The 14,104-nt window shown below is 40.7% G+C and carries 12 protein-coding genes; 4 read left to right on the top strand and 8 right to left on the bottom strand.

Going from position 1 to position 14,104, the window contains the following annotated elements:
* Positions 1–35 precede the first annotated feature (35 nt).
* A complete protein-coding gene (locus tag R9C00_20485) occupies positions 36–938 on the bottom strand; it encodes a TIGR01777 family oxidoreductase (GenBank protein WPO34080.1) in 903 nt (300 codons plus the stop codon).
* Between the two features lie 26 nt (positions 939–964).
* The gene (locus tag R9C00_20490; GenBank protein ID WPO34081.1) at positions 965–1,591 is read right to left on the bottom strand and encodes a hypothetical protein; all 627 of its coding nucleotides are present in this window, start codon (positions 1,589–1,591) and stop codon (positions 965–967) included.
* Between the two features lie 258 nt (positions 1,592–1,849).
* On the opposite strand from R9C00_20490, the gene R9C00_20495 reads away from it, so the two are divergent.
* Complete coding sequence (locus R9C00_20495) at positions 1,850–2,611, top strand: PRC-barrel domain-containing protein (GenBank protein WPO34082.1); 762 nt, start codon at positions 1,850–1,852, stop codon at positions 2,609–2,611.
* Positions 2,612–2,711: 100 nt separating this feature from the next.
* On the opposite strand, the gene R9C00_20500 is transcribed toward R9C00_20495, so the two are convergent.
* Complete coding sequence (locus R9C00_20500; GenBank protein WPO34083.1) at positions 2,712–4,502, bottom strand: sodium:solute symporter family protein; 1,791 nt, start codon at positions 4,500–4,502, stop codon at positions 2,712–2,714.
* Positions 4,503–4,817: 315 nt separating this feature from the next.
* On the opposite strand from R9C00_20500, the gene R9C00_20505 reads away from it, so the two are divergent.
* Positions 4,818–5,378 carry a macro domain-containing protein gene (locus R9C00_20505; GenBank protein WPO34084.1) on the top strand — a complete coding sequence of 187 codons (561 nt, stop codon included), beginning with the start codon at positions 4,818–4,820 and terminating at the stop codon, positions 5,376–5,378.
* A 63-nt stretch (positions 5,379–5,441) separates the two neighbouring features.
* On the opposite strand, the gene R9C00_20510 is transcribed toward R9C00_20505, so the two are convergent.
* The 5 genes from R9C00_20510 to R9C00_20530 all read right to left on the bottom strand — a co-directional run bounded on the left by R9C00_20510 (position 5,442) and on the right by R9C00_20530 (position 10,997).
* Positions 5,442–6,539: an AI-2E family transporter gene (locus R9C00_20510; GenBank protein WPO34085.1), complete on the bottom strand. Its 1,098-nt coding sequence runs from the start codon at positions 6,537–6,539 to the stop codon at positions 5,442–5,444.
* A gap of 110 nt (positions 6,540–6,649) precedes the next feature.
* Positions 6,650–6,889, bottom strand: coding sequence for a hypothetical protein (locus R9C00_20515; GenBank protein ID WPO34086.1), 240 nt, complete (start codon positions 6,887–6,889; stop codon positions 6,650–6,652).
* A gap of 204 nt (positions 6,890–7,093) precedes the next feature.
* Complete coding sequence (locus R9C00_20520; protein WPO34087.1) at positions 7,094–7,786, bottom strand: ABC transporter ATP-binding protein; 693 nt, start codon at positions 7,784–7,786, stop codon at positions 7,094–7,096.
* A 137-nt stretch (positions 7,787–7,923) separates the two neighbouring features.
* Entirely contained in the window at positions 7,924–8,322 is a 399-nt protein-coding gene (locus tag R9C00_20525; GenBank protein WPO34088.1) for a hypothetical protein, read from the bottom strand.
* A gap of 287 nt (positions 8,323–8,609) precedes the next feature.
* The gene (locus R9C00_20530) at positions 8,610–10,997 is read right to left on the bottom strand and encodes a GAF domain-containing protein (protein WPO34089.1); all 2,388 of its coding nucleotides are present in this window, start codon (positions 10,995–10,997) and stop codon (positions 8,610–8,612) included.
* 676 nt (positions 10,998–11,673) lie between these two features.
* On the opposite strand from R9C00_20530, the gene R9C00_20535 reads away from it, so the two are divergent.
* Both R9C00_20535 and R9C00_20540 read left to right on the top strand, forming a co-directional pair.
* A complete protein-coding gene (locus R9C00_20535) occupies positions 11,674–12,108 on the top strand; it encodes an Hsp20/alpha crystallin family protein (GenBank protein ID WPO34090.1) in 435 nt (144 codons plus the stop codon).
* Between the two features lie 490 nt (positions 12,109–12,598).
* Positions 12,599–14,071, top strand: a complete 1,473-nt coding sequence (locus R9C00_20540; GenBank protein ID WPO34091.1) for a Do family serine endopeptidase — start codon at positions 12,599–12,601, stop codon at positions 14,069–14,071.
* The last annotated feature ends 33 nt before the right edge of the window (positions 14,072–14,104 follow it).

Raw genomic sequence — 14,104 nt, forward strand, 5'->3', positions numbered from 1 at the left:
AAGATAACTTTTTTTAAACAAGATTGATTCCCGCCTCACACCAAATCATCCAAAGCCTCCTTCAATGTAGGAAATTTGAATTGGAAGCCTTCTTTTCCCAATCTGGTAGGTTTTACATACCTCCCGCTAAGCACTAGTTCGGGGTCAGTTTTGAAAAGGAGGTACGAACCCAGACGAACCATGAGCGCTGGAGCAGGGAGTCCAATTGGCATTCGCATTTTTTTTCTTAATTCTCCCATAAATACTTTGTTGGAAACGGGATGGGGGGCAGAGCTTATGTAATAGCCGTTATAACTTTCATTGGTGATGGCTTCGAGCATGATTGCGTTCATGTCGTCTTCGTGAAGCCAGCTTATGCCTTGGTTGCCATGCCCAGCTTTTCCGCCTAGCCCTAGCCTTACAATCTGCTTGAGGCTAGCCAAAGCACCGCCGTTTTTCCCAATTACAAAGCTGGTACGGAGCCTAACTTCCCGCACGCCCTTTGGCAATACTTCCAAAAATGTCTTTTCCCAAGCTTCGCCTACAAAGGGAGCAAGTCCGTAGCCATGAGTTGAACCTTCAGAGCAAACCTGAGTGGGCGGATCGCCATAAATATGCGCCGTGGACATTTGCACCCACACTTTGGGCGGTTTTTGTAAGGTTTCAAATGCTTTGCCTACCGCTTTGGTAGAATCGACCCTTGAGCGCAAAATCTGGTCAGCATTGCCGGGGGTTTTGATACAATCGACCGATCTGCCAGCTAAGTTCACCACCGCAGTCGCCCCTTCCAAAGTTTTTGCCCAATCCCCTACCGTCACGGCATCCCATTGGGCAAACTCGAAGTCTTCCTTGGGCTTGCTTCGGGCTACCAAAACGGGGGAATACCCCTTCTCTTTCAAGTACTTGGCAAAGCTCAAACCGATAAATCCTGTTCCTCCTGTGATGACTATTTTTTGCATGTATTGCTGTTTTTTCGTTGTAATAATTATAAATTAGTTCCATGCTCTTCAGCCACCATTTTATTCACTTTTGGCTGGATAATCCAAATACCTACGTAGAAAAACCAAATCATAAAAAACTCACCTGCAAAATCTGAAAACTTTACTTCACGTTGAAGCTCTACGGCTTTAAATACTTTCGCTGCTTGATAAATAGTATGAAATATACAAAACATAGAGAACAGGTGTAGTGGCATAATTATCCCGAAATAGGCAAAAATAAGTGATGGATCGAAGGGAGGCTCAGAAGCTCCTTCAACAATACCACTTATATTAAAAAACATTATAGAAAATGATGTTGTAAAAAACAGGATATAAATGATAGGGATGAAAAAGAAGACTTTAAACCTTGTCATTTTTATAGTTACTCCCTCTGGCAAGTATTTTTGAAGCCCAATTACTACCGACCAAAACCATCCAAACAACACCCCCATCATTAATATCATAAGAATGGGCATGATACTTAGAAAATTGAATATGAATAATAGGGGTTCGCTTGTATCATTTCCAATCTGAGAAAAAATTGAGCCCATCATTAAAACTTGAAAAATGAATGGAACTCCAAAAAATAACAAAAACAATTGCCAATGCTTGGCTTTTAAAAATCGGTTCATAATAATGCTTTTTTATTAAAACTTTGATCAAAAAACCTTTTGATTTGTATAAAAACAACGTATTATACCATGCTATATATTTGACCAGGCAAGTTTTTTTAAACAGCAAGCCACATCCTCCTCCCTCCTGTTTCAAAATTTCCGCACCGTGGAATCGAATCCACAAGTTCTTAACTTGTAAACCAAGCTAAAGCATATAATAAGCCGTGGCATTCTTTTTTCGAACCTATATAAGTAGAACCAAACTTGATAAACGATATGAAACGATCAGTAAAAGAACTTATAGGATATTCAATTTTTGCAAAAGACGGTATAAAAGGGGATGTTTCCGACTTCCTGTTTGACGAGGACACTTGGACCGTGCGATACTTGGAGGCTGACTTAGGCAACTGGTTCAAGGGCAGGCGAGTACTCGTTCCAAGGGTATTTTTGGGTGAGCCTGAGTGGAACAATAGCCAGTTTAAAATACACCTTACCAAAGATGCACTGAAGGATTGCCCAGACAGGGATGACCACAAACCTGTTTCACGAAAATACGAGGAACTTCTAAACAAGCACTTCTCCATTAGCAACTACTGGGGAGTGACGGGCATGACTGCTCCTGCCGCATACCCTTTGCCTTGGTCAATTGGGCGAGAACATATTCCTAGTAGTATAAAAACAGATGCAGAACAGGAAAGTAAACTTCGCAGCTTCAAAGAGCTGAAAGGCTACAGAGTGGAATGCTCCGACAAGAAAAAAGGACATGTCAAAGATTTTGTCATTGACGATAATACATGGCAAATCTTATTTCTTATAGTAGATGTTGGACAATGGACTTCCAACAAAGATAAATTGGTGGCGCTGCCAATAAGTCAAATAGAGTCGATAAACTTTATAGAGAAAAGCATGGGGATTTATATGGACTCTGTAACGCTGGAAGAATCTCCAGAATTCCAACCCGATCAGCCTATCAATATTGAGTATGAAAAGAATCTCTACGATTTTTACGGCAGGAAAGTAGAGCAACGCCAATACTAGTTGAAAAACTCAAAGACACTCAATTAGTCTATATAAAAAGTCCCCCTATGGCATTAATCCAAAGGGGGACTTTCATTTGTGTCTCATCTTATCTCAAACCTTAAGAAGCATTTAGTTTATTCCACCCGTTCATAAGCAAGAACCCTCCTACTATAGCTCCCGCCGAAGTGATGGAAGCTGAAGTGTATTCTCCATAAATCCACAAGCCTGTGGCAAAAAGAGCTGCATAAATAGTAAGGCTACCGATGATCATCAGGCTTATTTCTCTTGGTACGCTCCATTTTCCCATTCCTTCCATCCACGTTTCCCCTCGGTCTTTGGCCTTGGCGGTAACCCTTGCCCAGCCTGGTCCACCTGCTTTTACTTTCTTACAGAAATTAATTAACACTTCGTCGTCATCTGGCTTGGTGAACAGCGCAACAGACACCCATGAAATTGTGGTTACTATGATGCCTATTATTAGTTGGTAATGATTGGGAAGAGGCTCAAACCCTAAGCCTGTATGGATAAGCTGGAGATACAAAGCCATGAAAAAAGAAACAACCATGGCGGTAATTTCACTCATAGCATTCACCCTCCACCAAAACCATCTTAAGATGAACAACAAACCTGTTCCCGCACCTATTTGCAGCAAAATATTAAAGGCTTGTAGTGCATTTTTGAGGAACAAAGCCAAAATACTAGCCACTACCATGAGGAGAACCGTGGAAATTCGACCGACGTTTACCAGCTCCTTGTCGGAAGCTTCTGTGTTTACAAACCGCTTGTAAAAATCGTACACCACATAGGAAGAACCCCAGTTAAGGTGAGTAGAAATGGTGGACATAAAAGCGGCAATGAGCGAAGCCAGCACCAAGCCCAATAGCCCCGAAGGCAAATAGGTAAGCATAGCGGAGTAAGCCAAGTCATCTTTCACTACGGAAGGGTCTACATTGGGGAACGCTTCTCGCAAAGAGGCTATATCTGGAAATACAATGAGGGAAGCCAAGGCGATCAAAATCCATGGCCAAGGGCGCAATGCATAGTGCGCAGCATTGAAAAACAATGTGGCTCCTATTGCATGTTTTTCCGACTTAGCCGAAAGCATTCGCTGGGCTATGTAGCCACCTCCACCCGGTTCAGCTCCCGGATACCATACGCTCCACCACTGCACTGCCAATGGAATAATCAATAAGGTTATAAATGTTTCGGTATCGGAAAAATCAGGTACAAAGCTCAGTTTACCTACTACCGATTCGTGGGAAAGTAAGTTTGAAAGCCCGTTGACTTGAGGCAAATCCAAAATCACATTTGCTGCCCACACTGTACCGGTCATGGCTATTACAAATTGGAAAAAATCGGTTATCAAAACCCCTCTCAAACCACCGAGCGAACTGTAGATTACGGTAACGATAGAAGCAAAAAGCAAGGTCTGCCAAGGTTCTAACCCAAGCATTACCCCACCAATTTTGATGGCAGCTAGCGAAACAGTCGCCATAATCATAATATTAAAAAAAACACCAAGGTAAATCGCCCTAAAACCTCTCAAAAAAGCAGCATTTTTACCACTGTACCGAAGCTCGTAAAATTCCAAATCTGTCAGTACTTCTGATCGCCGCCAAAGCTTTGCATACACAAACACGGTGAGCATTCCCGTGAGCAAAAACGCCCACCAAACCCAGTTGCCCGACACACCATCTTTCCGGACAATGTCAGTTACAAGGTTAGGTGTATCCGCAGAAAAAGTTGTAGCCACCATAGAAACACCTAACAACCACCAAGGCATATTCCTACCCGAAAGAAAGAATTCTTGGGAACTGGATCCTGCTTTGCGGGAAACGACTAAACCAATAAAAAGTGAGATAATGAAAAAGGAAATAATTAAGACCCAATCGATAGTACTTAAAACCATGGAATTTGAATTAAAATGTGCTGTAGTGTAGTTTAAGAAGAAGGCATGTAGGTAAATTCATTTCGCAAACGTTATCATACAATTTCCCAAATTTGAATAAATCCCTTTAATATCAAAACAAATTGAAGGTTTTAAAAACCTTATAGAGCTTTAAGCTATTAATATACAAGGCAAGGCTAGAAAAAAAGCACTTTCTTTGACCCAAGCATTCCTCCTTGGCTACGCTCTGGGAACTGCTTTGTAGTTGAGCGAGCCTGATCGCCACTGATCAGTTTTGTTTTATAAAAACTAAGTGAAATTTAAAATTTAACACCTATGGGTAAAACCAATATCATTCTAGGAGATATAACCCAAGTAAAGGCTGAGGCTCTTGTAAATTCGATCAATACTCAGCTAATAGGCGGTGCTGGTTATGGTACTAATGGTAATATTATTCAGGCGGGAGGGGCTATTGTTCAGAGTGCGATACAGAAGTTGCGCATAAACTTGGGGACGCTAGAGCCAGGCAAAGCGGCAATTACCATAGCAGGAAACCTTCCTGCCAATTACATCATCCACACGGTAGGCCCAGTTTGGAAAGATGGGGAAAACAAGGAGGAAATGGTACTGACCGATTGTTATGAAAACTGCTTGCGCCTTGCAGTGGAGAAAAACATCAAAAAAATAGCCTTCCCAAATATCAGTACAGGCTCTTACAAATTTCCGAAGAGCATTGCGGCCGAAATTTCGGTAGGTACTTGCGAGTGGTTTTTGAGACAAGAAGAAGGAAAAAAAATAGAAGAGATCATCCTCGTATGCCACAATGCTGAAAACTACGAGCTGTGCAATGCTGAGTTGGCAAAGATCAAAGCCAGAAAACAGCGTGTAGTTGGGTAGAATAACTATATCACATAAAATGGGCTTGGGGAGAATTTCATAAGTCCATTTTTTATCCCTGGACTAGTCTTCGGGCACAGGCCGTACCGCTTCTTCCAAAGGTTTATCTTCGGTATTTAACCAAGCCACAAAAAGCTTGAAACCAATGGAGAGCACAATAGCACCTGTAAACAACCCAATGAAACCTGAAAGCAAAAACCCTCCAACAACGCCCAAAAATATAACTATCATGGGCACAGGTGCTCCTTTTCCCAGCAACATAGGTTTCAAAAAATTATCTGACGCTCCGGCCACCAAGAGATACAACGTCCAGAGAGAGGCGGGTATAGGACCATAAATCGAAAATAAATACACAATAACGGGAAGCACGACCACAAGAGCAGGTAGTTGTAAAATAGCCAAAATCAAAACCAGTAAAGCCCAAATCCCGGCGTAAGGAATCCCTGCTAGCAAAAAGCCAAGCCCTATCAAAAACGCTTGGATCACCGCAACTCCTAACACACCTTTCGTTACATTTCTGACTGTTTTTATTGACATATCGGCAAAATCATGCCCTCTTTCCCCAACAAGTTTCCTAAAAAATTTTCTACTAAATTCATCCGTACCCTGCGTTGCCAGAAGAACTCCCGAAATAATTGTTGCCAAAATAAACTGAAAAACACTTCCTCCCATGCTTACCGCACCTTGTAATACGGAAGCGGCAACAGTAGTAACCTGCTCTTGATACTTCAACACTATCGACTCTAAATTTTCAGAGGCTTGTTTCCAACTAGCGTAAAGTTCATCTCCTATCAATGGCCATTCCGCTACACTTTCATTTGGAGGGGGCACAGCCAATGTGCCGTTATCCAAGTTCGTCTTTAACTCATGTACCCCGCTTATTAGCGACTCTAAAAACAACCAGCTTGGCAACATGATAATGGACAGCCCTATAATAATATATACCGTCGCCGCTCTTTTGGGCTTATTTCCCAAGCGCTTATTAAGAAAGTCGTAAAGCGGCGCTGAGGCGATAGCCAAAATCACAGCCCAGACTATTACCCCTGAAAAAGGAAGTAAAATACCTAAGCACCAGGCTATTAACAAAAACAAAAAACCAAGTCTAATAACTACTTCAACCGTATTCTGGGTGAATTGAGTTAATTTTTGATTGTTTTCCATGAAAGGTTTTTGTGGTTCAAATCATCTTCTAAACTTCGCCTTTCAAGATACAAAAAAAGCTTTCTCATAACTACGAGAAAGCTTAAGTATTTTTTTCTAAACAGATAACATCAATGCACCATTCCACATTCTTTGCACATTTTCCTTTTTCCTGGGGGACGTTTCTTTGGCTTTTTCTTATGCCCAAAATACATAGCGTCATTATATTGAGGCTTTTTGGCTAGCCTTGCTTCCTTTCGCATTTGCCTTTTTGTTTTTGGTTTGAACTTCTTGGTAGTATTGGGGTTAAAGTCAACTTTTTTCTGTTTACCTGAAGCCTGAGGTTGTGCATTTCCTCTCGTGGAAGCCATATTTCCCGCTGTTTGGCTCTGAGGCTTCGAACAGCCTATCATTATGAGCGCGAGAAACAATACAGACAAGAAGATTTTTGGTTTTAGCAAGATCGTCATATTCAATGGGTTCAACTGTTTTTCTCCAACTACAAAAGAGTTTTCCTCTTTAACTATTTGTATTTTTAACAGGATTAAGACCAAAACCGTGCCTTTCCCATTTCTTTAGTTTTCCTCTTTTACCACTCCGTCTTTCATCACCAGTACCCTGTCTACCATTTCGTGCTGCTCCACCAGCGGATCGTGCGTGGTGATTACCAAGGTTTTCCCTTCAGCTTTGAGTTTCTGAAAAATGGTTAAAATTTCGACTGACATAGCCGAGTCGAGGTGGGCAGTCGGTTCATCGGCAAAAAACACTTCTGGAGAGGTAACCAATGCCCTGGCAATAGCAACTCGCTGCTGCTCCCCGCCTGAGAGCTTGCCCACATCGAAATGAAGTCGATGGCTCAAATTCACTTCTTCTGCTGCTTTTTCTACTTTTTTGTCAATTTGGCTAAAAGGCAAACCTAGGGGCAAAAGCGGAACAGCAATATTTTTAGCTGTTGTAAAACCATTGATCAGGTTGAATTGCTGAAATACGACGCCTATATGTTTTTTCCTGAATCTTGTAAGAAACTTTTCCGACCAACGGGAAACCTTTTCCCCGTTAAAAAAATACTCGCCTGAAGTAGGCTTTGCCAAGCAACTTAGCAAGGTGAGCAAGGTAGATTTTCCCGAGCCCGAAGGACCTTTCAATATCACACATTCTCCTTTGGCTATTTCCAAATCGACATTCACCACTGGGATAGCCTCGTTGATCTTCCCGAGATTGAAAACTTTACGAAGAGCTTTTGCTTCTATCACTGCTTCTTTTTCCACTTTTTTGGTACAAATATAGCCGATAATATTCCTTCTTGCCCGAAGGAGAAAGTAAAAAAGCCCACAGAGAAGGGCTCAATCTTCTGTGTGGGCAATCTGCAAGTAATCTGGAAATATGAGGCAGGTACGGCTATTTATTAAAACAAGCCCCAGCCATCATCAATATCTTTCTTTTTGTCAAAATCATTTATCCAATCAACAAAAAGCTTCCTAAAGTCTTCTATTTCATCCCTAAATACATCTATGAAATCAGGATCTGCCAATTCTTCTTCTTTGCAGATAGAAGTTTGTGCCAACAGGTCGCAAGCCGCCATTTTAATCACAACTGCATTTTGCATTTTAACAGAATATAAATTAGTGGCTTCTGTTCCAGCTATTTTGGCTCCTAACATGCAGGCATTTTCAAACATTGCATTTCTTACTCCCAGCACATCCTTATCGCGATCCATACGCTCAATGATGGCTTGGGTGATTCGTACAATTTCCATTGCTTTTTTGTAAACTGGCTGCTCTTTTGATCTAGAAGTTTGTTTCATAGGTATTGCTAGTATAATAATGTAATTACTTATCTAACCGTTTGTTTGATATTTATTACGCAAATAAAACTGATCTTTTAATATCATTTTATTTGAAAATGTAAGCCCTAGCTGTACATGTATATCAAAATTCTTTTTTTGTTGACTTTCATGACAGAATGTTACATACTATATTTACCTCTGTTTAGCCAACAATACTTAATCAATATTTATACGGAAAGAAATAACAATATCCCACAGAACAAAATCAACAACTCTTTATTTATTCATATGTACTCTTCCTTTTATTATACTTCCTCCAGCAGCTTATTAATTACCTTAGGTGTATTAATAGCTGTTTCGACATCTTTTTGAACTTTCACTTTAACCCTAAGCGCTTTTAGACCACTAACCCCCTGCAAAGACTCCAGCTCTAAAAACTCAATACCTTCCTCTAGCAACCCTTGTTTCTGCAAAAAGCGGATATAGCGTATAAATTCATTAGCCTCACTGTCGTGCGTATACACAATGGCGATCATATCAGGTTGTGTAAGCCTTTCCTCTGTGTTTTTGATATGAGCCTTGTCTATTCTTTTTTTCACTATTTCGTAGCGAATATTGTAAGCACCATCTACATCAAATTGCTTTTCATCTTCCCTAAACCTGATAGAAATAGGGGCATTATTCACCAAAATAAGGTGGGTAGCAGACAAAGGCAAGGGCAAGTTTGGCTTCAGCTGGTTAGCAAGCTGCGCAATTTCCGCCGTCATTTTAAGCTGCCAAAGCCTTAAGTTTTGCAAATAGACATCATTGTATTTCCTATCTGGGACTATGGTATCACCTATATAGATATTGTACTCTACTCCATCTGTTTTGTATTTTTCAAAATAGTGGGGAAATGCTTTTTGGATATCTACCTGTTGTTCTTCTATATATTGAGAAACAGCATCGTTTATAGCAGTCAGGCTGTCTTCGAAGGCTTTTCTCTTCTTGTACACAAGCCCCAACTTAGGGTCGAGCGCATTGAAATACCTATTATAATTCTCTACAGAAAGTTGACCTGACACTCTAAAATGGTTGAGCAAATCTTCAACTTCATTGCTGATAAACTGGAGAATAGTCAGTTCATCGCCCGAACCCATACCGGTGGAAATGCTTGCAATGCATTCATCTATCCTGAAAATAACCTCGTCTATGAGGTTCAGGTTTTCCTTACCATCTATGGTATTAAGTACGTTGCGAGCCAAGGTAAGCTGCTCGGTAAGGTCTGCCTGAATGGCTTTATTTCTTTCGGTAGAAGAACCCCTCACATCGGTCTGCCCATAAAGCGGATGTACCTCGTCAAATACAATTTTCTCGCCTTCGGTCAACCTCCCGCCGTTCACCCTATCTTTATTTATCTTATTGAGAGCTGCTTGCGCAAACCTCCACTCTACCGCAGGGTGAATAGCCGTATATTCTTCTTTTATAACTGCTTGCACTTTATTATCAAGCTCCTCTAGGCTTCGCTTGGCCGCCAATGAAAAAACGGGTAATATTTCTTTGAGGTAGATCATTGAAGTCGCACTCAACGCCCCAACATGTGGTGAACCTAGTTCCAAACCTCCTAAGCAAACCCCATCGTAGATCAAAGGAGCAACCATTACACTTTTTATCCCTTTTTTGAGCAATAGCTCTTCCACAGGCGAAGGCTTTTCGTATTTGGTAAGGTCTGGTACTACCTGAACCTCATTGTGGCTCATCATGAGGTGGTAAATACAACCATCAAATGCACTTTCATCCACATCACCAGTACAAACCACTCCTTTGATATCTTCCTCACTTACTATACTGTTCCAAATCTGAGGCATCATGGTTACCTGCTCCACTTGGCTACCTGAGTAGGAAACAATCCCAAAGCGGAGGTCCGGCTGGCTATACAGCTCCCTCAGTTTGGTTTCTAGGCGTTGGAAGTGCTCCCTCGAAATGATGGCATCTTTCTTCAATAAGTCGAACTTCAAAGATGAAAGCACCTCATTTTGAGTAACATCTACCAACGAAAGCATCATAAAACCTTGAAATTCTACCAGGCCATGGGGCAAGTACTTATCCCAAATTTCTTTTTCCGTCAAATTCTCCGAAAGCAGCGTCAGCTCTTCTGGACTCAAGGCAGGTTTATCGCCTTTCAACACCACATTCATAAAGCGGCTATCGTAGTTTGCTTTGAAATAGCGGTTTAGCCCAGTGGACTTTTCCTTAAATTGAAATACCTTGCTCCCAAAGAAATCGACCTTTAGTCCATACAAGTTTTCCAAAATGAAAATGTTGGCATAAAGAAATTTATTTTTCTCCATTTTGCCCATATCCTCATGAGCTATGCAAAAACCATTAGTGATGTTCGAAAAGTTTTTCTTCCATGCAGGAGTAGTATAAATAGGTTCCATCCTAAAAGGATGTACGATCGCCGATATATCTTTCTCTAAAGCAACGGGTGAAAACACGGCAGAGAAAACCATATCCAACAATTCTTTATCTAGACTTACTATATCTTTGTCTTCGATCTTCTTCTCAAAAATCCCACTCTTTCCTGCCTCCCGCAGGATGTAGTCTGCTACGATCACCTCGCTCTTATTCCCTTCTTTCTTTTTATTATGCAAGTACTCTTTCAAGCACCTAAAACTCAAGCTCGCTTTATAATCAAAGAATACATTTCCCATATCAATCCTTTTTTGTATTAATTCTGTCAAATTCTTCAGTTTATCGAATTAGTTGTATTATATCAGTTTTGGGCAATTAAATTTCAGTCATCCTTCCTTCTCACCTATCCTTAAAAATAAACAATAATAACTAAACCCCTCAGGAAGGCATTGGGTTGTAATAGTTTTTCAATGTGGAGTTATGATGGTTAGATAAAAAAACAATTCCATTTGTTATTGGAATTGTCTTACGGCTTTATCTTCCAAAGGTTTATTATTGGAATAATTACAAATATTTATTTCCGAAATTATTTTGCTTGTAAGTTTCCATAGTGAAGGTGTTTTGTAAGAACCTCAAAAGCATTATAATAATTCCTTTTTATTTTTTTTCTTTCCCTATTTTCATGAAAAACCCATTTTAAACCCTTATTGATGATTTATCTCCTCGTATGTAGCGATAATTCCTCAAATAAAAGTACTGTTATTTTTGCAGGCGAAAAAACAAAACACGCCATATTGACCGTATTGAATTTTAATTTTTGACATTATGTCATATAAAAACAAGCCTTTTCTGCAATTATTTCAGTTTTTACATTAAAAAACCAATTGGCACGAGTCTTGAAAAAATGATAATCGAACACCGAGAAAATCTCGGCAAGATATTTTAAGATTGTATAACTAAAATTTAAGAAAAGCTATGACACTTGTAAAATGGAATGATCGCAAAAACGAAGTTTATCCAACATTCTCAAACCTATTTGATAGTTTCTTTGGAGACATTGGAAATGTAACCGGTAACGACTGGCACAGAACAGTTCCAGCCGTGAATGTGAAAGAAAACGAAAATGCATATGAACTAGAAGTTGCAGCCCCAGGCTTGAAGCGCGACGACTTTGAAATTAACTTGGACAACGATGTATTGACTATTTCTTCATCTAGCAAGAACGAGACAGAAGAGTCTAACGAGAAATACAACCGCAAGGAATTTAGCTTCACTTCTTTCAAACGTTCATTTACATTGCCTAAGACCGTATCTGGAGAGAACATCTCTGCTAAATATACAGATGGTTTGTTGAAACTTTCCATCCCTAAAAAAGAAGAAGTAAAACCAAGAAGCATCAAAATATCATAATGCAAAAGGGAGGGCCAATCCCTCCCCTTTTTACCTTTTTTCATACAAAAACCAACTACGCTACATGCTAAAAATGTAGAAATTAACCCAAAGAAGAAATCAACCTAAGGCAAAGCTTATGGAGGTATCGTTCGGTGGAAACATTTAATCATAACTCAGCTTAACCTAGTAACAAAAGCACAAGCCACCAAATGATAGTACTTTGTTCTTAGCAAGCATAAATGACAGCGTTTGACATGGATAGGCTAGAGCCTTTCAAGTTTAACAAGTCGAATAACCAATAAAAAGTAGCGCTAGTCACCTCCCTGACTTTGTGCTACTTTTATTGGTTTGAGAAAAGAAGATAATTCTAAAAAAGAGTTAAAAACAGGGTTAAATTCTGTTAAAAGCCGATTTTAGCCTATCCCCAACTTCATATTTGCGTAAGTACATCAGCAAACGATGCTAGTGAAAGCATTCAAATAAGATAAACAAAAACTAAAATATTACCATGAAACAATTTGGGAAAACCGTACTTGCCGCTGTGCTTGGAGGTGCCATCACCTTAGGTACATTTAAGGCATTTGAAGAAGATAAAACAGTAATGATAGAGCGTTCGCCAGACACTGTGGCGAAAACCGTAAAATACGACAGACCCAGCAGTGTAAACGAAATGACGCTCGACTTCACGGGCACGGCCGAAAGGGTGACGCCTGCCGTAGTTCACATCCGTTCGGAGATCACAAGAACGACATCTTCGAGAGGTGGGCAAGAAATCCCACCAATTTTCAGGTATTTCTTCGACGATCAAGTCCCCCAGCAGAGGCAACAGATGCGACCAAGTGAGGCAACTGGCTCAGGTGTGATCATTAGTAAAGATGGTTATATCCTTACCAACAACCATGTGATAGAAAGTGCAAGCAAGATTGAAGTGATGCTGCACGACAAGCGTACAATGCCAGCAACCGTAATCGGCATTGACCCTACCACTGACCTTGCGGTAATAAAAATAGACGACAGCAACTTGCCAACTGTGCCAATGGGCAACTCGGACAATGTACGGGTAGGCGAATGGGTATTGGCCGTAGGCAACCCGTTTAGGTTAGAATCGACAGTTACGGCTGGTATTGTAAGTGCGAAGGGAAGGAACATCAACATATTGAAAGACAGCATGGCGATAGAATCGTTCATCCAGACCGATGCTGCAGTAAACCCTGGAAACAGCGGCGGCGCTTTGGTTAACCTCAACGGCGAGCTCATCGGAATCAATACGGCCATTGCCTCGCCAACAGGCTCGTATTCAGGCTATGCTTTTGCCGTGCCTTCTAATATGGCTAGCAAAGTAGTGGAAGATTTGATCACTTACGGAAACGTACAAAGAGGTTTGTTGGGCGTAAGGATCATGGATGTAAACAGCCAAATAGTTGAAGACCAAAATCTTAAAACCAACTCTGGTGTATTTGTAGCAAGCGTAGGGGAAGGAAGTGGCGCAGACGAGGCGGGACTAGAAGCTGGCGATGTAATCATTGCGATAAATGGAAAAGACATCAAATCTTCTCCAGAACTTCAAGAGACCATTGGTACAAAAAGGCCAGGCGATGAAGTAAGCGTAAAAGTGCTACGAGGCTCAAAAGAGTTTGATTATAAAGTGAAATTGCAAAGCCTGAACGGCAATCAGGAAATAGTAAAAGCTCCCATTAGCCATACGTTGAGAGAACTTGGAGCCGATTTCAAAGAACTGAGCAAAGATGAAAAAGAAAAATATGGTGTAGACCATGGAGTGCAAATAACCAGGCTATTGCCTGGTAAGCTCCGTGCCCAAACCAATATTCAAGAAGGCTTCATCGTAACCAGAATCAATAAAACCGAGATCAAAACCGTGGAAGACCTCGTAAGCGCCTTAGAAAAAGAAAATGGCGGCGTGCTGATGGAAGGGAAATATCCTGGCCAGCGAGGTACCGAGTATTTCGGTTTCGGAATGTAATGAGCGAACAATTTTAATTGTGTTTGAAAATAA

This window comes from Flammeovirgaceae bacterium SG7u.111 (genome assembly GCA_034044135.1).
Taxonomy (GTDB): domain Bacteria; phylum Bacteroidota; class Bacteroidia; order Cytophagales; family Flammeovirgaceae.